This window comes from Pseudonocardia sp. Ae717_Ps2 (assembly GCF_001932475.1).
Lineage (GTDB): Bacteria > Actinomycetota > Actinomycetes > Mycobacteriales > Pseudonocardiaceae > Pseudonocardia.
In genome coordinates, this window is the sequence record NZ_MCIS01000001.1 from 4,718,903 (window position 1) to 4,742,047 (window position 23,145).

26 protein-coding genes are annotated in these 23,145 nt (G+C 72.1%); 10 read left to right on the top strand and 16 right to left on the bottom strand.

All coding sequences use genetic code 11. The features are described from left to right. The first annotated feature begins 722 nt into the window (after positions 1 to 722). The 4 genes from Ae717Ps2_RS21545 (at position 723) to Ae717Ps2_RS21560 (ending at position 4,063) form a co-directional block, all read left to right on the top strand. Positions 723 to 1,544: a helix-turn-helix transcriptional regulator gene (locus Ae717Ps2_RS21545; protein ID WP_075310464.1), complete on the top strand. Its 822-nt coding sequence runs from the start codon at positions 723 to 725 to the stop codon at positions 1,542 to 1,544. A 136-nt stretch (positions 1,545 to 1,680) separates the two neighbouring features. Beyond that, complete coding sequence (locus tag Ae717Ps2_RS21550; RefSeq protein ID WP_233147647.1) at positions 1,681 to 2,706, top strand: lysophospholipase; 1,026 nt, start codon at positions 1,681 to 1,683, stop codon at positions 2,704 to 2,706. A 20-nt stretch (positions 2,707 to 2,726) separates the two neighbouring features. Then, positions 2,727 to 3,170, top strand: a complete 444-nt coding sequence (locus Ae717Ps2_RS21555; RefSeq protein ID WP_158071532.1) for an SRPBCC family protein — start codon at positions 2,727 to 2,729, stop codon at positions 3,168 to 3,170. Beyond that, positions 3,167 to 4,063, top strand: a complete 897-nt coding sequence (locus Ae717Ps2_RS21560; RefSeq protein ID WP_075333833.1) for an aldo/keto reductase — start codon at positions 3,167 to 3,169, stop codon at positions 4,061 to 4,063. Before Ae717Ps2_RS21555 ends, Ae717Ps2_RS21560 begins: the two co-directional genes overlap by 4 nt. 46 nt (positions 4,064 to 4,109) lie before the next feature. Here Ae717Ps2_RS21560 and Ae717Ps2_RS40490 read toward each other — a convergent pair whose 3' ends face one another. After that, on the bottom strand, positions 4,110 to 4,511 hold the full coding sequence (locus Ae717Ps2_RS40490; protein ID WP_075310456.1) for a transposase: 402 nt from the start codon (positions 4,509 to 4,511) through the stop codon (positions 4,110 to 4,112). Continuing rightward, a complete protein-coding gene (locus tag Ae717Ps2_RS21570) occupies positions 4,399 to 5,295 on the bottom strand; it encodes an alpha/beta fold hydrolase (RefSeq protein ID WP_075312864.1) in 897 nt (298 codons plus the stop codon). Before Ae717Ps2_RS21570 ends, Ae717Ps2_RS40490 begins: the two co-directional genes overlap by 113 nt. Positions 5,296 to 5,429: 134 nt before the next feature. Between Ae717Ps2_RS21570 and Ae717Ps2_RS21575 the strand changes: the two genes are divergently transcribed. Next, the gene (locus tag Ae717Ps2_RS21575) at positions 5,430 to 6,413 is read left to right on the top strand and encodes a helix-turn-helix domain-containing protein (RefSeq protein WP_075333834.1); all 984 of its coding nucleotides are present in this window, start codon (positions 5,430 to 5,432) and stop codon (positions 6,411 to 6,413) included. Positions 6,414 to 6,765: 352 nt separating this feature from the next. Here Ae717Ps2_RS21575 and Ae717Ps2_RS36280 read toward each other — a convergent pair whose 3' ends face one another. Continuing rightward, positions 6,766 to 7,161 (bottom strand): hypothetical protein, encoded by a 396-nt coding sequence (locus Ae717Ps2_RS36280; RefSeq protein WP_139318940.1) that lies wholly within the window; start codon positions 7,159 to 7,161, stop codon positions 6,766 to 6,768. Next, the gene (locus tag Ae717Ps2_RS21580) at positions 7,158 to 7,508 is read right to left on the bottom strand and encodes a PadR family transcriptional regulator (RefSeq protein WP_075310452.1); all 351 of its coding nucleotides are present in this window, start codon (positions 7,506 to 7,508) and stop codon (positions 7,158 to 7,160) included. The genes Ae717Ps2_RS36280 and Ae717Ps2_RS21580 overlap by 4 nt, the downstream gene beginning before the upstream one ends. A 305-nt stretch (positions 7,509 to 7,813) precedes the next feature. Between Ae717Ps2_RS21580 and Ae717Ps2_RS39885 the strand changes: the two genes are divergently transcribed. The 3 genes from Ae717Ps2_RS39885 to Ae717Ps2_RS21590 all read left to right on the top strand — a co-directional run bounded on the left by Ae717Ps2_RS39885 (position 7,814) and on the right by Ae717Ps2_RS21590 (position 8,832). After that, entirely contained in the window at positions 7,814 to 7,942 is a 129-nt protein-coding gene (locus tag Ae717Ps2_RS39885) for a hypothetical protein (protein ID WP_020621644.1), read from the top strand. Positions 7,943 to 7,959: 17 nt separating this feature from the next. Next, positions 7,960 to 8,151, top strand: coding sequence for a DoxX family protein (locus Ae717Ps2_RS37420; protein WP_233147648.1), 192 nt, complete (start codon positions 7,960 to 7,962; stop codon positions 8,149 to 8,151). Between the two features lie 150 nt (positions 8,152 to 8,301). Continuing rightward, positions 8,302 to 8,832, top strand: a complete 531-nt coding sequence (locus tag Ae717Ps2_RS21590) for an SgcJ/EcaC family oxidoreductase (RefSeq protein ID WP_075310450.1) — start codon at positions 8,302 to 8,304, stop codon at positions 8,830 to 8,832. Here Ae717Ps2_RS21590 and Ae717Ps2_RS21595 read toward each other — a convergent pair. After that, entirely contained in the window at positions 8,728 to 9,675 is a 948-nt protein-coding gene (locus Ae717Ps2_RS21595; protein WP_075310448.1) for an NADP-dependent oxidoreductase, read from the bottom strand. The genes Ae717Ps2_RS21590 and Ae717Ps2_RS21595 overlap by 105 nt on opposite strands. Positions 9,676 to 9,783: 108 nt before the next feature. Between Ae717Ps2_RS21595 and Ae717Ps2_RS21600 the strand changes: the two genes are divergently transcribed. Continuing rightward, positions 9,784 to 10,119 carry a helix-turn-helix transcriptional regulator gene (locus Ae717Ps2_RS21600; RefSeq protein WP_233147649.1) on the top strand — a complete coding sequence of 112 codons (336 nt, stop codon included), beginning with the start codon at positions 9,784 to 9,786 and terminating at the stop codon, positions 10,117 to 10,119. 50 nt (positions 10,120 to 10,169) lie between these two features. Here the strand turns inward: Ae717Ps2_RS21600 and Ae717Ps2_RS21605 are convergent, their stop codons facing one another. The 10 genes from Ae717Ps2_RS21605 to Ae717Ps2_RS21650 form a co-directional block, all read right to left on the bottom strand. Next, on the bottom strand, positions 10,170 to 10,595 hold the full coding sequence (locus Ae717Ps2_RS21605; RefSeq protein ID WP_075333835.1) for a DinB family protein: 426 nt from the start codon (positions 10,593 to 10,595) through the stop codon (positions 10,170 to 10,172). A gap of 51 nt (positions 10,596 to 10,646) precedes the next feature. After that, entirely contained in the window at positions 10,647 to 11,303 is a 657-nt protein-coding gene (locus tag Ae717Ps2_RS21610) for a cyclopropane-fatty-acyl-phospholipid synthase family protein (RefSeq protein WP_369804850.1), read from the bottom strand. Between the two features lie 47 nt (positions 11,304 to 11,350). Next, entirely contained in the window at positions 11,351 to 12,340 is a 990-nt protein-coding gene (locus Ae717Ps2_RS21615; protein ID WP_233147650.1) for an alpha/beta fold hydrolase, read from the bottom strand. A 178-nt stretch (positions 12,341 to 12,518) separates the two neighbouring features. Continuing rightward, positions 12,519 to 12,968 (bottom strand): hypothetical protein, encoded by a 450-nt coding sequence (locus Ae717Ps2_RS21620; RefSeq protein WP_063718833.1) that lies wholly within the window; start codon positions 12,966 to 12,968, stop codon positions 12,519 to 12,521. Between the two features lie 54 nt (positions 12,969 to 13,022). After that, positions 13,023 to 14,000 (bottom strand): asparaginase, encoded by a 978-nt coding sequence (locus Ae717Ps2_RS21625; RefSeq protein ID WP_075310446.1) that lies wholly within the window; start codon positions 13,998 to 14,000, stop codon positions 13,023 to 13,025. 55 nt (positions 14,001 to 14,055) lie between these two features. Beyond that, complete coding sequence (locus Ae717Ps2_RS21630) at positions 14,056 to 14,712, bottom strand: FadR/GntR family transcriptional regulator (RefSeq protein WP_075310444.1); 657 nt, start codon at positions 14,710 to 14,712, stop codon at positions 14,056 to 14,058. 113 nt (positions 14,713 to 14,825) lie between these two features. Continuing rightward, complete coding sequence (locus Ae717Ps2_RS21635) at positions 14,826 to 15,263, bottom strand: VOC family protein (protein WP_020628000.1); 438 nt, start codon at positions 15,261 to 15,263, stop codon at positions 14,826 to 14,828. A 77-nt stretch (positions 15,264 to 15,340) separates the two neighbouring features. Then, on the bottom strand, positions 15,341 to 17,938 hold the full coding sequence (rph, locus tag Ae717Ps2_RS21640; protein ID WP_075310442.1) for a rifamycin-inactivating phosphotransferase: 2,598 nt from the start codon (positions 17,936 to 17,938) through the stop codon (positions 15,341 to 15,343). 140 nt (positions 17,939 to 18,078) lie between these two features. Then, entirely contained in the window at positions 18,079 to 19,512 is a 1,434-nt protein-coding gene (locus Ae717Ps2_RS21645) for a GntP family permease (protein WP_075310440.1), read from the bottom strand. 70 nt (positions 19,513 to 19,582) lie between these two features. Next, positions 19,583 to 20,752 (bottom strand): lipase family protein, encoded by a 1,170-nt coding sequence (locus Ae717Ps2_RS21650; RefSeq protein ID WP_043282380.1) that lies wholly within the window; start codon positions 20,750 to 20,752, stop codon positions 19,583 to 19,585. Between the two features lie 150 nt (positions 20,753 to 20,902). On the opposite strand from Ae717Ps2_RS21650, the gene Ae717Ps2_RS21655 reads away from it, so the two are divergent. Next, entirely contained in the window at positions 20,903 to 22,036 is a 1,134-nt protein-coding gene (locus tag Ae717Ps2_RS21655) for an alpha/beta hydrolase (protein WP_233147651.1), read from the top strand. Positions 22,037 to 22,146: 110 nt separating this feature from the next. Here Ae717Ps2_RS21655 and Ae717Ps2_RS21660 read toward each other — a convergent pair whose 3' ends face one another. Continuing rightward, positions 22,147 to 22,944, bottom strand: a complete 798-nt coding sequence (locus Ae717Ps2_RS21660) for a DUF2382 domain-containing protein (RefSeq protein WP_075333836.1) — start codon at positions 22,942 to 22,944, stop codon at positions 22,147 to 22,149. Between the last annotated feature and the right edge of the window lie 201 nt (positions 22,945 to 23,145).

Genomic DNA, 23,145 nt, shown 5'->3' on the forward strand with positions numbered 1-23,145 from the left:
CCGCACGGTGGTGCGGCGGGCTGGACGGTTCCAGACGATGGCACGTCTCCCCACTCTTCTTCTGTCACTCTGTCACTACACCACCCCTGACCAGCACAAACGAGAGTGACAGTTCGAGTGACACGGCCGGTAGGGCTGTCACTCTGTCACTCGGCCCATCCGGCAAGGTTTTCCCAGGACGTTCCCAGATGCGTCCGACGCCCCCGATCATTATCTACATCATGCCTGGTCAGGACATGTCTTCTCCGGCGCACGCTCCACTGCTCCGGAGGCGGGAGCGCAGGTTCGAATCCTGCCGGGGGCACGTCAAAGCTTGACAGCGAACAAGGCCCCTCACCTGCTGTAACAGGGTGAGGGGCCTCGTTCGTTGTGTCCGGCCGTCACCGGCCGTGGATGGCTCGTTGCGGGTGTTCTCCCCGAATGCGCCCCGAAGTCTGCTCAGCCCGCCGCCCTGCCCAACGCAGCGTCGATGCGCCGACGCGCGGCGTCCTGCTGGCCGTCGATCGTCCTTGCGTAGACGTTCAACAGCGCCGCCGGGCGCTGCGCCAGGTGCGCAGGTGGCTGAGCTTCGGCAGCTCGTCCGCGCGCTCGCCCCGGAACAGTCGACTCACGCTGTCGCCCCCGACCGCTGCGATGTGAGCGCGCAGATGCTCGGTCAGCGCCTGATACCGGTTCCGGTGCTGTTGAGACGGCGACGACGATGCAAGAGCTAATCTAGTACCGTGACCGCCACCAACGGGGGCCTCGCTGAGTTCCTTCGGGCGCGTCGCAGCCTCGTTACTCCCGAGCAGGCGGGATTGATACGCGGTCCGGACCGGCGTGTAACGGGCCTGCGGCGCGACGAGGTCTCCCTGCTTGCGGGAATCAGCACTGACTACTACATACGGTTGGAGCAGGGGCGCGAGGTCCACCCGTCGGAGCAGGTGCTCGAGGCGCTCGCCTCGGCCCTCGACCTCGACCACATCGCCGCCGCCCACCTCTACCAGCTCGGGCTCCCCCGACCCGGCCACGCGCAGCCAGCCACGGAAGTGTCCGAGGGCGTACGGCGCCTGCTCGACTCCCTCTCCGCCGTTCCGGCCTTCGTGCTCGACCCGGCCCTCGACGTCCTCGTGGCCAACGACCTTGCGCTGGCCCTCTACTCCGGCTTCGAGCGATTCGACAACCTGCTCCGGATGATCTTTCTCGATCCGGCCGCCGCCACCTTCTACCGCGATCCGGACGCGGCCGCACGCGGCGCGGTCAGCCACCTGCGCGTCGCGTCGGCGCCCTTCCCACACGACCAGCACGTCACGAGTCGGGTGCGCGAAATGCAGCAGCGCAGTGCGAAGTTCGCCCGACTCTGGGAACGCTACGAGGTCGCGGAGAAGGTGAGCGTGGACAAGGTGCTGCAGCACCGCGAGGCCGGCATGCTGTCTCTGCACTACGAGTCGCTCGCGATCTCCAGCGCACGCGGACTGCACCTCGCGACCTACAGCGCCACCAACGAGGACACCGTGGCGGGCCTGGAGGCCCTCAGCCGGCTCCCTGCAGACGGCTCCACCTGACCTGGATCGCCGGACGTGCCCGATCGCCGCCACCGGTGTCCGTGCCGCGGCCTCCGGGTGGGTGCAGGAGTACTACCCGACCGCTCGGAACGCTCCTTAGCGTCGTCCCACATCCCCGATAGGACGGTGAGACGACATGACCACACGTAGAGACGTCCGATCCCAGCTGCCCTGGGACGGTAGGACCGTCCGCGCGTCGCGCCGCGGCGAGTTCTGGGTCCCCGGCGAGCGAGTGATCCAGCGCGGGCACACCTACCAGCGCGGCCCGATGTTCGTCGCTTGGGAAGCGCCCGAGCACATCACGAAGCCCTGTCCGATCGTGCTCGTGCACGGCGGGGTCATGCAGAGCACCGAGTGGATGGACACCCCCGACGGACGACCCGGGTGGGCCCAGCGCCTCGTCGAGGCGGGCTGGCCCGTCTTGCTCGTCGACCGGCCCGCGCAGGGACGCTCACCATTCCATCCGTCGGTGGTGGGCACGATGGGGCCGGCGTTCCCCTATGAGGAGGGCCGCGCGGTCTTCTTTCCCGACTCCGCCGCCGACCGCCAGACCCGCTGGCCGATCGCCCGCGATGACGAGGCCGGGCTCGACGCGTTCATCGCCCCGTTCAACCCCCTGCCCGCAGCCCTCGCCGACTCCCAGGAGATGGACGTCGATCGGCTCACCACGTTGCTCGATCGGGTCGGGCCGGCAGTGGTGATGACGCACTCCGCCTCCGGTCCCGACGGGTGGCTGCTCGCCGACCGACGCCACGACCTCGTTCGCGCCATCGTCTCGATCGAACCGATGGGTCCGGCATTCGCCTCGGCGCCGGGGATCGGCACGCTGGACTGGGGCCTGACCGCAGCCCCGGTGACCTACGACCCGCCGCTCGCATCGCCGGACGAGGTGCGTGCCGCCGATCCGAGTGCACTGCGGATCCCGGGATTGCGCGAGGTCCCGGTGGCGATCGTCACCGGTGAGACGTCACCGTTCGCCGCCGCGGGCCCTGACATCGTCGCGTTCCTGCGCCACGCGGGTGCGGCCGTCGACCACGTCCATCTGCCCGACCACGGAATCTTCGGCAACGGGCACGGCCTGATCTACGAGACCAACTCCGACGAGGCACTACAGCCGGTCCTGCGCTGGCTCGACGAGCACACGACGGACACCGGACGATGACCGAGCTCTACGCGAGCGCAATGCTCGACCACGACGTCGACCGTGTCTGGGCTGTCGTCCGAGACTTCCACGGGCTCGCCCTCTGGCAGCCGGCGGTCGCGGCCAGTGCGATGGGCGCCCCCGCCGCGGGCCGCGCCGTGCGGGTGCTGACCATGGCCGACGGAGCGACGGTGGTGGAATCGTTGGCAGCCCTCGACGACTCCGACCGGTCCCTGGTTTACGAGATCGTCACCTCGCCCTACCCGGTGCAGCACTACCGGGGACGCCTCGAGCTGCGCCCGGTAACCAGCATCGGCGCGACCTTCATCGGCTGGTCGATCGTCGTCAACGCCCACCCCGACGACGCCACTGACCTGATCGAGAGCCTGCGTCAGGGCATCCTCCATCGAGGTCTGCGCGGACTCGCCGCGCACCTCGATGCCTCCACCGGTTCCTCCGACCTCTCCTCGAAGAAGACTTCATGACATCGACAGTGTGTGCCGCCGGCACCTTCCGCCTCGCAGACAAGGACGTCGCCCGACTGGGCTTCGGCGGTATGCGCCTCACGGGCCGCGGCATCTGGGGCGAACCCGACGACCGCGCCGAATGCATCCGAACCGTCCGACGTGCCATCGAGCTGGGCGTCCAGCTCGTCGACACTGCCGACTCCTACGGCCCGCACGTCAGCGAGGCCATCATCCGCGAGGCCCTGTACCCCTACCCGGACGACGTCGTCATCGCGACCAAGGTCGGGCTCACACGCAACGGACCCGATGTCGTCGACACAGCGCAGGGAGCGATGCGGCTGGGCCCACAGGCCTGGCCGCCGGTCGGTCGCCCGGAATACCTGCGTCAGCAGGTACTGCTGAGTCTGCGTCGCCTCGGGCTCGACCACATCGACCTGCTCCAACTGCACCGCGTCGACCCGCAGGTGCCCCTGGCCGACCAGGTCGGCGAACTCAAGGCGCTCCAGGACGAAGGCAAGATCGTCGAGATCGGGCTCTCCCAGGTCGGTGTCGAGCAGCTTGAGGAGGCCCGCGCGATCGCCCGGATCGCGACGGTGCAGAACCGCTACAACCTCATCGACCGCGGCTCGGCCGACGTGATGGAGTACTGCACCCGCGAAGGGATCGGCTTCATCCCGTGGGCGCCATTGGCTCAGGGAGGTCTACCCGCCGACTCGGGGCCGCTGGCCGAGATCGCCGCGGCGCATGGCGTGTCGGGTTCTCAGGTCGCGATCGCGTGGCTGCTCGCCCGCTCACCGACCATCCTGCCGATCCCGGGAACCTCTAAAGTCTCACACCTCGAGAACAACCTCGCGGGCGCTGCGATCGAGCTTCGGCCCGTCGAGATCGAACGCCTCACCGGTCTGGTCTAGCGGCTCGGCGCTGTGTCGAGGTCTGATGGCCGGGGCCTGTTGTGAGTCAACAGAGGTGTCGGCTGACGTGGCGCTCGAGGCAGCGGATGGCTTCACGGCGCGTGTAGCCCTCGCTGCCCCGCCGCCGCACACAGTCCTGGGTCTGTCGGTTCCCTCGAAGGCAGGCGATCGTGATCGTGTAGAGCGCCGAGTTCACCTGCGGGTCACCGCTGCGGCTGAGCCGGTGTCGATGGCTGCGGCCGCACGATGCCTCGGTGGGGATGACGCCGCAGAACGCGGCGAACGAGGCCCCGCTGGCCAGCGACGTGCAGGTTCTTGCAGGTGTTGACCCGACGCTAGCTCGACTCCCGGCAGAACGACAGCACAGCCTCGACGAACTCCTCCGGGTTCTCCTCGGCCGGGTAGTGGCCGCTGGCAGCGACCACGGCGAGAGAACCGTTCTCGGCAATGTCGGTCACGACGTCTTTCGCGATGGTTCTGAAGAAGCTCTCGGCGCCGGCCACGTAGAGCAGCGGCATGCGAAGTCTGCCGCCCGTGGACAGCAGCTCGGAATTGTCGTACCCGTCCTGGTCGAAGGCACGGTACAGCTCGAACCCGGCCCGCATCGCGCCCGGGGCGGCATAGGCCTTGGCATAGACGTCGACCACCTCCGGCGGGAACGCGCCGGCGTTGAAAGCGATGCGGTCGAAGAAGTCCTGGATGTAGACCCGCTCTCGCCCCGCCGTCAACGTCTCCGCCATGCCGTTCCGCGCATTGTGGAAGAAGAAGTGCGCCAGGTTGGAGTTGCTCAGCCTGCCGGTGGTGAGCAGCGCCCGGAAATGGTCCGTACCGGGGATGATCGCATCGACGAGGACCAGCTTCGCCACACCGTCGGCGAAGAGACTCGCATAGGCGAACGCCACCTTCATGCCGATGTCGTGGCCCACCAGCACGACCGGTTCCGTGATGCCGAGATGGTCGACGAGGAGTCGCCGGACGTCACCCGCCATGGTGCGCTTGTCGTAACCGGTCGCAGGCTTCGACGAGTGCCCCGCTCCGCGGTAGTCCACCGCGACGACCCGAAACCCCGCCGCGGCGAGCAGCGGCATCGTGTGTCGCCATTGCCACCACGTCTCCGGATAGCCGTGCAGCAGCACGACCGTGCGCTCCCCTCCACCGGTCTGCACGTAGTGGAGCTGCACCCCCGGCTCTACTTCCCTGATGCCGTGGACGAGATCGACTTCTCGGCTCATCGTCTCCCTCTGCTGGATCGTGGCGGCCGGTGCGGCCGGAGGAGTCGCCGACACCGGGGAGGAGCCACCAGCCTGCCGCGCATCCCGACCGAAGATCGAGTGGCAGGAACGACACTTATCGATACATTACTGCCATGCACGTCGTGGTCATCCCCGCGCTGGACGGCACCCCGATGTTCGAGCTCTCGACGGGCGCCCAGGTCTTCGGCATGGAGCGGCCGGCGCCGATCGGAGTGCCACCCGAGCAGTGGTACGACGTGCGGGTCTGCGCGGGCGAGCCCGGCCCGTTGTGTCTGCGCCCCTTCGGGCGCCTCGACGGGGACATGCCGGGTCTCGACGCACTCGACGAGGCCGACACCGTGCTCGTACCGCCCACGGCCGAGAAGCGGTTCGACTTCCCGCCGGCGCTGCTCGACGCACTGCGTCGGGCGCACGACCGCGGTGCCCGCATCGCCTCGGTCTGCACAGGGGCGTTCGTCCTGGCCGCCGCCGGCCTCCTGGACGGCCGGCCGGCGATCACGCACTGGGCCGATGTCGACGAACTCGCACGGCGACACCCGTCGGTGAACGTGCAGCGCACCGTGCTCTACGTCGACGACGGCGACGTGCTGACCTCGGCCGGTGTCGCCGCCGGTCTCGACCTGTGCCTGCACCTCGTACGACGTGACCACGGAAGCCGGGTCGCGAACGTCGTCGCCCGGTACTGCCTCGTCCCGCCACACCGCGACGGCGGGCAGGCACAGTACGTGCCGGCGCCGGTGCCCTCTCCCACCTCATCCGGGTTCTCCGCGAGCCTCGACTGGGCTCGCGGGCGGATCGCCGAGCCGATCGACGTGGCCACCTGGGCTCGGGCAGCGGGACAGAGCCCCCGCAGCTTCGCCCGCCACTTCCGCGCAGCCGTCGGTTCGACGCCGCTCCAGTGGCTGGCCGCGGAGCGGGTCCGGCGGGCCCGCGAACTGCTGGAGACCACCGATCTGCCCGTGGAGGCCGTCGCCGCTCATTGCGGGTTCGCGACGGCCGCAGGCCTGCGCAGACACTTCGGGCGTCACGTCGGCACCACTCCGCACGCCTACCGACGCACGTTCCACGAGCCCGTTCACGAGACGGACGGGAGGTAGGCGGGGACGCAGGCACGCGCCCGCCGCGCATGTCCCGTCGTTGCATCCGGGCGTGACCGGACCCGGATGAGCCGCCGCCGGTGTTCTCCCGAACACGCCCCGGCGTTTCTCAGCCCACCGCCCGTCCGAGCGCGGCGTCCTGCGGACCATCGATCCCGCAGTCCAACCCGAACGCCGTGAAGTCAGCCTTCCGGTGCTCGGTCAGCCCTGGTGGCGCCAGCATCGTCCGCCCGTCACAGGGAACACGATTCTCGAGCTGCCGCCGGTCCCGCTGGCGGTCCTCGTCGCCCCAGCCGCCCCCGGGGCAGGGCGCACCTCACCCGGTTCCTGGAGCTGCGAGAGGCTCCGGACCTCAGTCACGATGGTTCCGTCCGGACCGATGGAACGATCGAGGAAGCCGACGGTTCACCATCGTGGCTACAGCAGTAGCTGCCGCCACCAGGGCGACCAGACTGATCCCCATCACCCATGGACGAACAGCTGGACCACCCGAGTCAAACAGTAACAAATTGGCAATATACAGAAAAATGGCGGCAAAAATCGCGGTCATGAAGATCCAGTGGCCAGCAGTCACACGCCTGCGCCTGGCGTAACGCGTCGCGAAGTCAGCAGCACTGCCGAACTCGTCCTCCGGGGCGCCTCCCGCGCTACGAACGAAGTCCTCCACTTCTCGCAAAATCTCTTCGACCCGCTCCTCTGACTGACCGCGCATGCGCAGCTCAAACGCAAGATCGTGATAGTAGCTCATTTCTCCACCTCGGTCGGATCAGACGCAAGGGAATTCTCGACGACGGCGGCCAGCCGGCCCCACTCGACCTTGAGTCGACCTAGGGCGCCTCTCCCTTCCTCCGTCAGGAAGAACACTTTCCGCGCAGGACCGCTTCCGTCGTGCTCCCATCGGAACCCCAATCTGCCGAGTTCCTGCTGGCGCGCCAGAAGCGGGTAAAGAGTGCTCCCGGTGACGTTCTCGAGACCCTCCTCGTGAAGGATCTGACGTAAGGCGTAGCCGTGGGCTTCACCCCGAGCCAGCGCCGCGAGGACCACGATCGGCAGGACGGCCCGCGTCCAGTCCGTCGGCAGCCCCGGTGAGTCCATGAATAGATCGTGTCACGTACTAGGTCGTCTGCCAACTGGTCCATGTGCAGGGCGCCTGCCATCAGTGCAGTCGGCGCCTCAGCTCCTCGTGGGCAGAGAGCAACGCGGCCCGACCGGCCGCGGACGACTTGTACCTGCCGCCCTACGTCGGGCCTCACAGCGAGCGGCCGGAAAGAGAGTGTCGGGGCGACCCGGGACTTCTAGGCTGTGGAGCGCGTGACCGGCACACGGCCTCTGCCCACCGGACGCTGCCCATGGTGTCGGCTCCGCGATCGGCACCGATCCTGCGAGAGGCCACGGCGCACATGGACACGACCTTCGCCGTCATCCTCGCGGTGACCTTCCTGTTCACCGGCCTGCCGATGGCCACCGCTCGTCTGTCGTCGGTCGAGCAGGGCCGCCAACTCGGTTCTCCCCGAACAGCTTCCGGCTAGTGGGCGTGGTGCAGGTCGTGGGCGCACTGGCGCTCGCGATCGGCGTCTTCTGGGAACCGCTGGCCATCGCCGCGGCGATCGGATTCGCCCTCATGATGGTCGGCGCGATCATCGCCCACGTCCGGGCCGGTGACCCCGCCGCGAAGGTCGCCCCGGCGGCATTCTTCGGCTTGGCGTCGATCGCGACCGCCGTCCTCTTCATCATCTGAAGAACCCCGCTGCGAGGCCCCTGAGATCGCTGCTACCGACGGCGGAACGCATGACGTCGGCTTCAGCCGACCTGGCGGCGGCTGTTGACCTCACGTCGCGTCGAGGTGTCACGGTCGGTCCGACCAGAACCCAGGACGTGAGAGGCAGATATGCCGAGGTCAGACTCTGCAGTCCACCGTGAATCTGCACCTCAGGCGGTTCTCGACCTTCTGTCCCGCTACGAGACTGCCTTCAATGCGAACGATCCCGACACCATGGCCTCGCTGTTCACGGAAGACTGCACATTCGTGAACTTCGGTGGGGCCGTGGTACTGGGCCGCAGCGACCTGCATCGAGCGCAATCCCAGGTCTTCGCGGCGGGCGGCCCACTGGAGGCGGTCGAGGTCACCTACAGCCCGGAGCACGCGACGTTGCTCGGTGCTGATCACGCAGTGGTGCACGCGCGCCAACGCACCATGACTCCGAACGGGGAAATCCTCAGCGACGACCCCATGGAAGCCGTGTTCACCCTCGTACTGGCACGGACGGACGAGGGGTGGCGAATTCGGATGGGGCAGAACACCCCCGTCAGGACCTCAGGAGAAGTCGAGGACCAGCCGGCCGCGGATGCCACCGGCCTCGAGCATGCGGTGCGCACGGTGCGCCTGCGCCGCCGGCAGGACCTCCGCCACCCGCAGTGAGAGGACACCGTCCTCGGCCTGGCGTGCGAGCCGGTCGAGCCCGACGGTGTCGGTGATGCCCCCGGGCGCAACCATGATCGGGCGGACCGTGATGTCGCGTTCGACGGGCCCGCTCCAGCCCTGGAGCTCGACGAGGGTTCCGCCGTCGGCGAGGGCGGGCGTGATCTCGGTGGTCTGCACGGAGCCGTCCACGAGACCGGGGACCCCACCGGGAACGAGTTCGCGGATGCGGGCTGCGACATCGCTGCCGCGTTGCACGACGTGATCGGCTCCGAACCCGCGCACGAGTTCCGTGTCGACGCTCGATGCGTCCGCGATCACGACCAGGCCGTCGGCCTTGGCCAGCTCGACCGCGTATCCCCCCACTGCCCCGGCGGCGCCGGTCACGGCGACGGAGTCTCCCAGCTGCGATTCGAGTGCGTCGAGGGCGATGCGGGCGGTCATCGCGTTCATCAGCAGCGTCGAGGCAGCCGCGAAGTCGACTCCCGCAGGCGCTGCCACGACCGACTCGGCCGAGACGACGACGTGTTCGGCGTAGCCTCCGCCGTGCGGACCGGTGAACAGGGGCATCGCGACGACCCGTTGCCCGACAGAGAGCCGCCCGTCGAGCTGCGGGCCGACCTGGTCGATCACACCGGCGACGTCCATCCCGGGTACGAACGGCGGTCGACGACCGGGCATGCGCACGGCATGGCCACCGGTGCGCAGCAGGACGTCCGTAGGACTGACCGCGGCGGCGTGGACGCGGATGCGCACCTCCCCGGCGCCGGCGTGCGGCTCGGGCAGGTCCATGAGCTGCAGGACCTCGGGCCCACCGAACTCGCACATGCCGATCGCCTTCACTGCGACGCCACCTCTCGACGGGGCCGGCAGCGACGCACAGACCACCCGATCGAATCTTCTTCGATACTTCCAAGAACTTGGAAACACTGCAGAAGCTAGCATGTCGAGGTGGCCGCCATCGAGCGCGATCTGCGCCCCGTACCTGCCGACGACGTCGAGCTCGCGTCCGTGCTGCGGGCCCTGGGCGACCCGGTGCGCCTGGAGATCGTGCGACTCATCGCCGACGGGCAGCGCCGGATGACCGGCCAGATCGCCGATCAGGTGGGCCTGCCTTCGTCGACCTGCTCGTACCACCTCAAGCAGCTCTTCACCGCCGGAGTCACCGAGTGCCGCACCGAAGGCACCGCCCGGTTCCCCGCCCTCCGGCACACCATGCTCGACGAGCGGTTCCCCGGCCTCACCCACGCGATCCTCGCGACGGACCACACCGCGACCGTCCGCTGACGGGCGGCACCACGCCGTCACGACCGACCGTCCGAGGTGCACAACGGGCCTCAGCGCCCAGTACGACCGTCGATGCGTTCGCGGAGGATGTCGGCGTGCCCGGCGTGGCGCCCGGTCTCCTCGATCATGTGCACGAGCAGCCAGCGCCGCGACGGGGCCGACCTCCGTCCCGCGGGCACCGGCGCCGCCCGGTCCAGGTCGGACCAGGTGTCGATGACCGCGTCGGCGCGGGCGACGGCCTCCCGGTAGGCGGCCACGACCTGCTCGGCGGTGTCCTCGTCGCGCGGCCGGAAGGTCGCGGGCCAGTCGCGGACGGCCTCGCCGAGGAAGTAGTGGCGTTCGACGTGCGTCAGGTGCGTGAGCAGGCCGAGCAGGCTGGTCCCCGAGGGGACGCCGGGCTCGCGGGCGGCGAGGTCCCCGACGCCGTCGGCCTTGGCGGCGACCGCGCCGCGGAGGTGTCCCAGGAACCCGGCCAGGACGCTCTTCTCGTCCGCGGCGTCGCGCGGGAGGGCGGTGTCGTGGCACGGTCAGCTCCGGTGGGTGCGGGCGTCGCCGGCGCGGCGCAGGACCAGGACGGTGTCGACGACCGTGGCGGTGCGGCCGTCGGGGCCGCTCGCGAGGCGCGTGGGCTCGTCGGCGCGCTCGACGGTCCACCCGTCGGGGTCGAGACCGAGCCCGGCGGCGATCTCCGCGGCGCCGGGGTGGCGGGTGCCGGGGTCCTGGTTCCACGACCAGGGTGCGACGGACCCGTGGTCGACGACGAGGAGCAGCCCGTCCGGCCGCAGTGCGTGGGCGGCGGTCCGCAGCACCGCGTCGCGGTCCAGGGTGAACGGGGTGTGCAGGTACTGGGCCGAGACCAGGTCGAACGTCCCGTCCGGGAACGTCGTCGCGAGGTCGTGGCGCTCGGCGCGGATCCGCTCGGTGAGCCCGTGGGCGCGGGCGCGGCGCCGGAGCCCGTCGACGGCGGTGGCGGAGATGTCCACCGCCGTGACGTGCCAGCCGCGTCGGGCGAGCCAGATCGTGTCGCCCCCGGCGCCGCATCCGAGGTCGAGCGCCGTTCCCGGTGCCAGCGGACCGGCGACCTCGGCGAGCAGGGGGTTGGCGCGGGCCTCTGCCCCGGCGTGGCGGCGGTACAGCTCGTCCCAGAAGGTCTCGGGATCGGACGCGGTCGGCATGGGGTCCATCGGTCGTTCCTCCGGAAGGTGTCGGTGTGCGGTCGGACGGGTGGCCGTCACGACAGGAAGGCGAGCAGCTCGGCGAGGACGAACCCCGGGTTCTCCTCGGGCAGCCAGTGCCCGCTGCCGGGCACCTCCACCGCGCGGACCAGGTTCGGCAGGCGCGACTCGACGGACGGTCTCGTCGACTCCAGCAGTCCCTGGGCGGTCATCAGCATCGTCGGCGTCGGGACGGGGGCGGCCGCGGTGTTGTCGCGCTCGTCCCGGTCGAGCGCCCGGTAGAGCTCGAAGCCGCCGCTCAGGACCTGGGGCCGGCTGTAGGTCCGGGTGAACTCGTCGATCTCCCGCTCGTCGAACGGCGGCGCCGTGCGGCTGCCGCCGAAGCTCTCCCCGTCGAGCGCGACCTGGGCGTAGAACAGGCTCAGGTACTCGCGCACGTCGTCGGCGACGACGGCCTCGGGCACGACCCGCTTGGTGTGGAAGGCGATGTGCCAGCTGAACGTGCGGTACCTCGCGGCACTGAGCGCGGGCCCCGGCAGTGGGTAGTCGAGGTGGGCGTAGCGCAGGACCTCGTCCGGGTACTGGGCCGCGTACCGGAACCCGACCCCGGCACCCAGGTCGTGCCCGACGACGTGGACCTCGCGCAACCCCAGGTGACCCGCGACCAGTCCGTGCACGTACCGGGCGAGGGTGGCCTTGTCGTAACCGGTGGGGACACCTTCGCTGTCCCCCAGTCCCGGCAGATCGACCGCGTAGACGGTGTGGTGCTCGGCGAGGGCGGGCATGATCGGCCACCACGCGTACCAGGACTGCGGCCATCCGTGCAGGAGCACCACGGGCGGGCCGGTCCCGCCGGCGACGTAGTGCATCCGGACCCCGTCGACGTCGGCGAACCCGTGCCGGAACGTGCCGTCGAAATCGGGGTCGTCCCGGGTGGCGGCGTCGAACCCGGTCGCACCGGGAGGCACCGGTGGGGGGCCGGTGTCCGGGACGCCGCCGGTCCCGCAGCCGGCCGCGAGGACCAGCACGGTGAGGGCGACGACCACGCCATGACGTCGTGGGCCCTGCCCACCGCCCCTGCCGCGGAGGACTGCTCGGAGGAGGTTCACCTCCGCAGCATCGGCGCCCGCCTACCCGAACTGCAAGAAATCTTGCGAATCGGCAATCCCGCGGTGCGGACGGCCCCGCCGCGACGTGCTCGCCGGGACCACGTCCGCGTCGTGATCACGCGGGAGGGTGCGGCGCAGGGTCGTGACCGTCGCCGGCCGGGCGGCGCCCGATCCGTTCCGCGACGGCGACGGTCTCGTCGGAGGTGTACGCACCGCGGGTGCCGGAGATCGACATCCCGGCCGCCGCCGCGAGCGTCTTGAGCGGGTAGGGCCGTGGCGTGACGAACTCGCGGCCGTAGGCGATGAGCATCCGCATCCGGTCCTCGGCCTCCCGCATCTCGGTGCGCGCACGATCGATCTCGTTCAGCAGGACGTCCCCGTGCGGAGGCTCACCGCCGCCGTCGGCGACGCGGAGGTAGCGCTGGAGGATCTCCCGCTGCCGGACGACCTCCTCGCGCACGGCCTCCTGCCCTGCTCGTGCCGGATCGTCCGCGTCCGGCGGGGCGGCCGGAGGGAGCGGAAGGATGATGTCGATGATGTCGTCGGTTCTGTCCCGTCTGTTCACCGCGCCAGCGTGCGCCCCCGGTTGCGCTGACCGCAATCGATTTCGGTGACCGCACTACTCCTGTGCATGCCGCCCGGCGTCGTCACGACCCCGGGCAGCCAGGGAACCGGTGACCTGCAGGTCGGTCCGCCCCGACGGAAGGTGGACGCCGCACCGGGCCAGCGCGGCGGTGACGACGGGGCGCAGCGCGCGCAGCCCGCCGTCGGCGATCTTCACGGCGACCGAGGTGCCGTCGGGCAGCGCGGCGACGGTGACGGCCTCGAAGCCGTCCTTGGCGAGCAGCCCCGGCACGGCACGCATCAGCGCGGTGACCGGACGCCGGGACCCGCCGACGAGCTCGGGGTGCCGACGCATCCCGGCCGCGACCAGGCCGTCCGGGGTCTCCGGGTCGGCCGTCACGAGCCGGGCCAGCGCGCCGGCCAGCCCCCGCAGCGAGATGGCGAACAGCGGTGCGCCGCAGCCGTCGACGGCGGTCCTGGCGACCGCGGCGCCGGTGAGGTCCTCGACGGTCTCCCGGATCGCCGTCTGCAACGGGTGCCGCGGGTCCAGGTAGCCCTCGGTCGGCCAGTCGCGCAGCACACAGGTCCGCAGCATCGCGGCGTGCTTGCCGGAGCAGTTCTGCGCCAGCTGCGACGCGGACCGGCCCGCGGCGAGCCAGGCGTCCCGCTCCTCGGGGTCGTAGGGCAGGTCGGCGGGGTTGCGCAGCGCGTCGACGCCGATCGGGCCGAGCAGCGCCCGCACGGCGCCGAGGTGGGCCTGCTCGCCGGAGTGGCTCGCGGCGGCGATCGCGAACCCGGCGGGCCCCGGCCGCAGCCCGAGCCGGGCCATCGCCGCCGCCTGCAGCGGCTTCGCCGTCGAGCGGGGGTAGAACGCGACGTCCGGGTCCCCCGCGGCGAACAGCGTCGAGCCGTCCGGGGCGAGGACCACGACCGAGCCGTGGTGCACCCCCTCGACCATGCCGTCACGCAGCAGGTGCACCAGCGGCTCGTGGGCCGGTACCCCGATCCTGGGTGGGGCGGCCAGCTGGGTCATTCCGTGTCGTCCTCTCCGTCCGGGGTGCCGTGGCCCGTGGTCCGGGTGGCCCCGCTCATCGGGTCGCGCCGCCCTCGCGGACGATCCCGGCCAGCGTCCGTTCGACGTGGCCCAGGTGGGCGGTCATCTCGGCGGCGGCGCGTTCCTGGGAGCGCTCCGCGATCGCGGCGACGATCCGCCGGTGCTCGGCGTTGGACTGCTCGCGCCGGTCGCCCAGCTTGTTGAGGAACGACGACTGCGCGGCCAGCGCCTCCCGGATCTCCTCGATGACCTTGGTGAACGCCGGGTTCCGCGAGGCCCGCGCGATCGTGATGTGGAACAGCGAGTCCAGTGCGACCCAGGTGGCGTCGTCGGTCTCGGCGTCCATCCGCCCGACCAGGTGCCACAGCTCGTCGAGGTCGGCGTCCTCGTGCCGCAGGGCGGCGTAGCCCGCGACCGGGATCTCGACGTGCCGGCGGACCTCGACGAGGTCACGGGCGCTGTAGGCGCCGAAGGTCGGGTCGTCGGTCGGACCGGTCGCGACGACGAAGGTGCCCCGCCCGGTGCGCGACTCGGTCAGCCCGAGCGCCTGCAGACCCCGGAGCGCCTCGCGGACCACCGACCGGCTGACCTCGAACTCCGCGCTCAGCGCCGCCTCGGCGGGCAGCTTGTCGCCGACCTGGTACTCGCCCCGCTCGATGGTGGCGCGCAGGTGGGACAGCACGGCCTCCATCGCGCTGACGCGACGGGGACCGTGCTGTCCGGCTGTCCGGCTGTCTGATAGGTTCACGAGGCACGAGGGTGCTGGGCGGGGCGGCCGCTGTCAAGGGAGCAGGGGCGACCGGGTCAGCCGGTCTCCTCGGCCAGCGCGACGAGGATGCCGCCCGGTCCCCGCACGTAGGCGAGCACGTGCGCCCCGCCGAACGGCACCACGTCGCCGACCGGCGCGGCGCCGTGCCTGCGCAGCCGGGAGAGCGTCTCCGCCACGTCGGTGACCGCGAACATGATCCGCCGGATGCCCGGCACGTTCACCGCGGCGTCCGGATCCCCGGCCGGCGACGACGGCGAGCCGAACCGCATGAGCTCCAGCCGGCCGTGGCCGTCCGGCGTCCGCACGACGGCCATGTCGCACCGCACGCCGTCGAGCCCGACGAGCCGGTCCACGTCCGGGCCCTCCACCGTCGCCCGACCCTCCAGCTCCAGGCCGAGCGCGCCGAAGAACGCGACCGCCTCGTCGAGGTCGGTGACGACGACACCGACGTTGTCCATCCGCAGCACGCTCATGACGTCCTCCCGATCGCGCGGCCCCCGTGGCCGCGTCCGTCCCGGGGACGGAGCCGGTCCCCCGTTCTCGACACGACTCAGTCGAGGATCTCGACCAGGCCGCTCCCGCCGTCCACCCGGACCCGCCGGCCGTCGGGGATCAGGCGGGTCGCGTGCTCCACCCCGACCACCGCGGGCAGACCGTACTCGCGGGCGACGACGGCACCGTGGGTCATCCGCCCACCGACCTCGGTGACCAGCCCGGCGATCGTCACGAACGCCGGTGACCAGCTGGGATCGGTGTAGGCGGTGACCAGCACGTCCCCGGGTTCGAGTGCGGCGCCGGACAGGTCGGCGACGACGCGGGCGCGGCCCTCGATCGTCCCGGCCGACACCGCGAGCCCGGCGAGCGCTCCGGGCGGCACGTCGTCGCGGTGGTAGGAACCCTGGAGGCACTCGCCGTCCGAGGTGAGCACCCGCGGCGGGGTCAGCGTCTCGTGCACGGCGAACTCCGCCCGCCGGGTGCGCACCAGCGCGAGGTCGGCGTGCCCGGTCCGCGAGACCTGCTCCAGCTCGTCGAACCACAGGAAGTAGGCGTCGGTGCGGTCGTCGAGCACCCCCGCGGCGACGAGCCGGTCGGCCTCGGCGAGCAGCGCGGCCCGGTAGATCGCGTAGCGGGAGACCATGCCGAACTTGGGGAACTCGCGGTAGCCGATGAAGGTCCGCAACCGTTCGATCATCAGCGCCGTCGCCGCGGCGCGGGCCTCGCCGTCGACGCCTGCACGCAGCCGGGCCAGCAGGTCGTCGCGGGTCGCCTCGGCCTCGCGGCGGCCCTCGTCGAACCGGCGACGCCCGGCACCGGGCTCCTCGCCGTCGACGTGACCGAGGATCAACGGCACGAGCGCGGCCGGCCGCTCGTGCCACCGCGGCCGGGTGATGTCGATCTCGCCGACGCAGCGGGCCCCGTAGGCGTCGAGCCAGCCGAGGATCGCGTCCCGGGCCATCGTGCCGCCCTCGACCGACGGCAGCCGCTCCAGCACGTCGTCGCCGGCCCGGCGCAGCAGCGCCACCGCCTCCGGGTACGGGCGGATCGCGTCGGCGACGTCGAGCAGCGCGAGCCCCATCTGCGAGGTCACGTTGTCGGGCACCGACCGGGTCAGCACGTCCGACGGCCGCTCCCCCAGCCACTCGCCGACGTGCTCGTCGATCCAGTACGCCGCGTCCATCGCGGTCATGAACACCCGGGTGCTGCGCGGGTTGCTCAGCCGCGCCCGCAGCTCGGGGATGTCCTCGCGGATCGCGGTGAACAGCTCCGGCCCGACGCGGCCCCGGATCCGGCGGGCCGCCTCCGCCACCGAGGCCCTGCCCTCGGCCACCAGCTCGGCGACCGGTGCGGGGTCCGGGTCGAGCGGCTCCGTGGTCGGCGCACCGTGCACCGGCACGGGCACCGCCGGGTCCGCACCGAGCTCGACCACGCCGCGGTCGAGCACGGTGCGCAGCGCGTCGGCCATCAGCGGGTCCGACCGGCCCATCACCGCGAGCAGGCCGGCACGTCCGGAGGGGGTGCCCAGGGCGTCGGTGACGTCGACGAACAGCCGCCCGCCCGCCTCGGCCATCGGGCGCGGCGTCGTCATCTGCCACACCGACAGCCCGAGCGGGCGCATCGCATCGGTCATCATCTGCTGGTAGCCGACCGACAGGTAGACGTGGAAGCGGTCGTCGTCGGTGTCGGGCACCGGGAACAACGTGGTGATCGGGCGGCTCTGGACGACCTGGAACCGGCCGCCGGACAGGCACCACTCGACGTCCTGCGGGCTCCCGAACCCGGCCTCGATGGTCCGGCCGAGCCGGACCAGGGCCAGCACCTGGTCCTCGGTGAGCAGCGGCCCGCCGTCGGGGTCGAGCTGCTCGGTACGGGTACCGCCGCCCGGCGCCGGCCGCACCGCGACCGTCCGCGGTGCCGTCCGCGCGTCGACGACCTCGGCGGTCCCGCCGGTGTCGCGGACCGTCCACGCGTCCGCCGCGACCAGGCCGGACACCAGCGCCTCCCCCAGCCCGGGCACCGCCTCGACGACTCTCACGGTCCGGTCCGAGGTCACCGGGTCGGCGGTGAACAGCACCCCGGAGACGTCCGGGACCACCATCTCCTGCACCAACACCGCCATCGCGACGGCCCGGTGCTCCAGACCCCGGCTACGGCGGTAGGCCACCGCCCGGTCGGTGAACAGCGACGCCCAGCAGTCCCGCACCCGGTCGAGCACGGCGTCGGCGCCCACCACGTTGAGGTAGGAGTCCTGCTGCCCGGCGAACGACGCCGTCGGCAGGTCCTCGGCGGTCGCGCTGGAGCGCACCGCCCACGCCGTCCCCGCCGGGGCCCGGCCGACGGCCGCGATGACCGCCGCAGCGACGTCGTCGGGGACCGGCCGGGAGACCACCAGACCGCGGATCTCGGCGGCGACCGCGGCGAGTCCGTCGTCGTCACCGATCGGCAGACCGGCCAGGCGGTCCAGCAACGCGTCGAACCCGGGCGCACTCCCCACGACGGCCCGGTAGGCGTCGGTGGTCACGCACCAGCCGCGTGGGACCGCGACCCCCGCCGTCCGGGTCAGCTCCCCCAGATGCGCGGCCTTCCCCCCGACGAGGTCCACCAGTTCCCGGCCGACCTCGTCCCACTGCAGCACCCCGTGCACGTCCACCCCCGTGTCGCCACGACGCCGCAGGTCACGGCGCCGGGCGCAGAGTCTGGCGCGGCCCGGGGGTCTTGCCGCAAGTCCCCGTGTGCGTTATACGTTGACCATGGCGGGAGGAGCTCCCGCCATGGTCGTGCCCGCCATGGTCATGCCCCGGCGGGCAGCACCAGCGACAGCAGCAGCACCATCACCAGCCCGACCACGCTCACCACGGTCTGCACGGCGGTGTGCGAGCGCGTCGCCTGCCCCACCGTCATCCCGAACGACTCCTTGACCAGCCAGAACCCGGCGTGGTTGACGTAGTTCAGGCCGACCGACCCGGCGCCGACGGCGACCACGGCCAACGCCACGTACCAGGGGCCCGCCCCGGCGAGCAGCGGCGCGACCACACCGGTGGCCGCGACGATGCCGACGGTGGCCGAGCCGGTGGAGGTGGACAGCAGCAACGCGAGCAGCCACGCCAGCAGCAGAGGACTGACCGGCAGCCCGGACGCGGCGGCACCGACGGCGTCGCTGATGCCGGAGTCCTTGAGGACCTGGTTGAACGCACCGCCACCGCCGATGATGAGCAGGATTCCGGTCACCGACTTCACCGCGTCGGCGAGCGAGGTCCGCAGCTCCTCGGCCGGGCGACCGCGCAGCAGCCCGAGCGCGAACAACGCGTAGAGGAACCCGGCGAGCATCGCGACGATCGGCTGGCCGAGCAGGGTCGTGACCTGGCGGAACACGGCACCGTCCGGCAGGGCGACCTCGGCCACCGTGCGGGCCAGCATCAGCACCACCGGCACCGCGACGGCGACGAGCGCGATCGGCAGTGGAACCGGGGCGGGCTCCTCCCCGCGGCGGCCGTCCGGCCCGACCCCGCCCCCGGCCCCGGTGCCGGTCTCGGTGCCGGTCTCGGTGAACTGCGCGACCAGCTCGGCGTCGGGACGGACCGGCAACCGCGGAGCCATGAGACGCGCGTAGAGCGGCCCGCCCACCACGATCGCCGGGACCGCACACAGCAGCCCGACGACGATGGTGCGCCCGAGGTCGGCACCCAGCCCGTCGACGGCGATCAGCGGCCCGGGGTGCGGCGGCACCATTCCGTGCAGGGTCGCGAGCGTCGCGATCGCGGGGATCGCCACAGTCGCATACGGCGACGGCGCGGCCCCCTCCAGCTCCAGGCGGCGCGCGACGCTGAACAGCAACGGCAGCAGCACGATCAGCCCGACCTCGAAGAACATCGGCACGCCGATGACGAAGGCGGCCGCGCACACCAGCCACGGCAGGCTGCGCGGAGTGGAGCGCGACACCACGGCGTCGGCGATCCGCCCGGTCGCGCCGGACTCGGCGAGCAGCCGCCCCAGCATGGTGCCCAGGGCGAGGGTGAGGCCGACGTCGCCGAGGATGTCCCCGGCGCCCGTCGTGATCGAGTCGGCGATCGTGGCCAGGTCCTCGCCGCCCGCGAGCCCGACGCCGAGCGCCACCACCAGCAGGGCCACGAACGGGCTGAACCGGACCCGCGAGTTGATCAGGACGATCAGCACGACGATCGCCGCCACGAGCACGAGGACGAGGTACCACCCGGACCAGTTCACGACGCAATGGTCGCGTCAGGCCCGGGTGGCCGCACGCCCGGGTGGGTCGCTCGTGGACCGTCCGAACAGGTCAGTCGCAGGTGGAGTGCGTCGGCTGCCCGTCGAAGCGGGCCTTCAGGAACGCCAGCGCGCTGGGCGACCCGGCGGGGTAGCCGCCGACGTGCCCGGGGGCCGGCGTCGGCTGGAACTCGACGTCGGCGCCCTGTGCGCACCACCGCTGCGCCAGCTCGCGGGACTGCTCGAACGGCACGATGTCGTCGGTGAGGCTGTGCACGATGAGCACCGGGGCCTCGGGCGTACGGCGCCCGATCAGCTGCTCGTCCACCCGGCTCGCGAAGGGCTCCTCGTCGAGGAACGCCGAGATCGGCCGGCCGTCGGCGGACAGGCTCTCCGAGCGCAGGCCCGGGTAGCGCAGCACCGAGTCCTGGGTGCACTGCTCACGCAGCTCGGCGACGACCTGACGTCCGCGGTCGTTGAGCAGGTCCTGCACCCCGAGGTCGGGGTAGGCGGCGTCGAACCCGGAGACGGCGTAGCCGAGCAGCGAGACGAAGGGTCCGCCGTCGAGCAGGCGGCCGGTCGCGCGCAGGTCCGCCGGGGGCGCGCCCGCGTAGGCGCCGACGAGGTTCAGCTCGGGGGCGTACTCCGGGGCCAGCTCGACCGCGGCGGCCGACGCCCCGCCGCCCTGGGAGTAGCCGTAGAGCGCGGTCGGGGCGTCCTCCGGCACGCCGACGCCGGCCCGCTGGGCCGCACGCGCGACATCGAGCAGGGCGTGCGCCTGGGCGGCCCGGTTGACGTAGGTGTGCTCGCCGGGCGTGCCCAGGCCCTCGTAGTCGGTGACGGCCACGGTGTAGCCGCTGCTCAGCAGCGCACCGATCGCCGGGGCCTCGTACTCGGTGCCGGCCTGCAGCTGCCGCGACGGCGCGCAGCGGTCGGCGAGCCCCTGGGTCCCCGCGGCGAAGCCGATGACCCGGGCCGGCCCGGGCGCCGGGACGAGCGGGGTCAGGACGATCCCGCTCACCGTGACCGGGCGGTCGTCGGTGTCGAGGCTGCGGTAGAGGATCCGGGTCGCCGTCGCGGCGGGCACCGTCGGAGTGAGGACCCGCTCCGCGGACACGACGTCACCCGGCTCCCCGTCGGCTCCCGGTCCGTCCGGCGAGGCCATCGCCTGCGGCACCGCGACCACCGCCGCGACGACCGCCACCACCCCCGCCACGACCGTCGCACGCAGCCTCGCCCTCATGCACGTCCCCTCCGTAGATGATCTCCACTGGACTGAACGAGCATCCGGCGACGGAGGAACGGACGGCGGAGGTTGCGATCCGGCGACGACCGGCGGGTGATGCGTGCCGCGCACAGCGGCACACAACGGCACCCGGTGCCACAATCGGGGGTGGAGATCGAGCGGATGCGGGAGGTCGCCGTGGATCGTCGGGTGCGGGTGGCACGGGGAGCCCTGCGCGGTGTGCTGGCCCTGCCGAAGCCGGTGAAGCGGGTGATCGCGGGCCCGCCCGTCCGCCGCGACGGCCAGCAGCTCGACCTCGACATCCAGCTGCTGCTGCGGCTGCTCACCCCGCGCCGGCCGCAGCCCGTCCCGCCGCCGGAGCAGATGCGGGCGGGCCAGTCGTTCGTCGACCGCGTCGTCGCCGGGCCCGCCGAGCCGGGGGTGCGCCGCGAGGACCGGACGGTCCCCGGCGCGGTCGCCGACCTGCGGGCGCGGCTGTACGTGCCCCCGCCCGGACCGGACGTTCTCGACGGCGCACTGCTCGTCTACGTGCACGGCGGCGGCTTCGTCGCGGGCGACCTGGACACCCACGACGAGCTGTGCGCGACGCTGGCCGCCGAGTCCGGCGCCCGGGTGCTCTCGGTGGACTACCGGCTGGCGCCCGAGCACCCCTTCCCGGCCGCCGTCGACGACTGTCTGGCCGCCTTCGCGCACGTCGCGGCGCATCCGGAGGAGTTCGGCGCGGCCCCGGGCCGGATCGCGGTCGGCGGGGACTCCGCCGGGGCGAGCCTGGCGCTCACGGTGGCCCGCGAGACCAGCCGCGACGGCGCCGACCCGGCCGGGCGTCCGGTGTTCTGCCTGGCGTTCTTCCCCGTCACCGAGCTGGAGGGGCACACCCGCTCGCGCGAGCTGTTCGGCGACGGGTTCCTGCTCACCGGCGAGGCGATCGAGGCGATGGCCGGCTGGTACGTGCCCGAGGCGCTGCGCGACGACCCACGGCTGCGGATCGCCGAGGGCGATCTGACCGGGATGCCGCCGGCCTACGTCGCGACCGCCGGGTTCGACCCGCTGCGCGACGAGGGCGAGCACCTGGTCGCCCGGATGCGGGAGGCGGGCGTCCCGGCCACGCTGCGCCGCCACCCGGACCTGGTGCACGGCTTCGCGACCTCGCTCGGGATCGGGACGCGGCCCCGGCAGGCGGTCGCCGAGGCGTCCGGCGCGCCCCGGACGGCGTTCGCGCTGCTCGCCTCCCCGGTCCCGGCGCCCGCACCGGATCCGAGCAGGAGCAGCACCCCGTCCTGATGCCCGCGGGGCACCGTCGGTGACGTACCCGGGCGGCCCGGACATGGGTCCGGCGCGTCACCGGGCCCGCGTGCGGGCTCCGGTGACGCGCCGGTGGCGCGGTGCGTCGCTCAGCTGCGGCGCTCGTCGCGGGGCAGGGCGTGCTGCGGGTCGTCGACCTCGATGCGCTCCTTGCGCACGGTGTCGGAGACCTTCTCGTCCTCGGTGACGGTGCGGGTACCCAGGCGAACCTTCTCGACGGCCTCGGTGGTCTTGTCGACGACCGGGCGCTCGCGGTGCAGGGTCACCTCCTGCTCGGCCTCGCCGATGGCGCCCGGGCGGGCCGTCGCCTCGGTGCCGTCGATCGGCTCGCGCTCGAGGCGGACCTCCTCGTGCGACACCGGGACGGTGACGGTCTGGTCCTCGGTCACCACGTACTTGCGCAGCGCGACGCGACCGGTCTCCTCGGTCTCGGTGCCGACGCGCAGGTTCTCCTCGTGCCGGACGATCGCGTCGTCGCCGCCGGTGCGGGCAGTGCGGTCACGGCCGGTGCGGTCGGTGCGGTCGGTGCGGTCGGTGCGCTCACCGGTGGCGTGGCGGGCGTCGGTGCGGCCCTGGCCGATGCCGTAGTGACGGTAGAGCTCGTCCTCCTCCGACCCGGTCAGGCGCTCGTCGGAGCGGCCCACGTGCGGGGAGTTCTTGACGGCCTGCTTCTCCACACCCAGCGCGACGTCGCGGTCGTGCACGTCGGCGTTCTGCAGCGGCACGAAGCTCTCCTTGGTGCCGAACAGCCCGGTGTTGACCGTGGCCCAGGTCGGCTCCCCGCTCCGCTCGTCCAGGTAGATCTGGCCGATCTTGCCGACCTTCTCGCCGTGGTTGTCGACGACCTGGCGACCGATGAGCTCCCGGGTCATGTCCTTCGTGATCATGCTGCTGTCCTCCGTGGCTCGGTGCGATTGCTGTCGAACACCGGTGGGGTCGGCCCGAAACGGCCCCGGCATGCGGCGGGGACCCCGTTCCCCGTCGTCCGTGTGACGTCCGTCATCCACCTGGCCCCACGGGATCGTCTGCGGGACAACGCTGGGTGCATCACGTTCCCGTCACGGGCGACCCCGGACGGCATGTTTGGG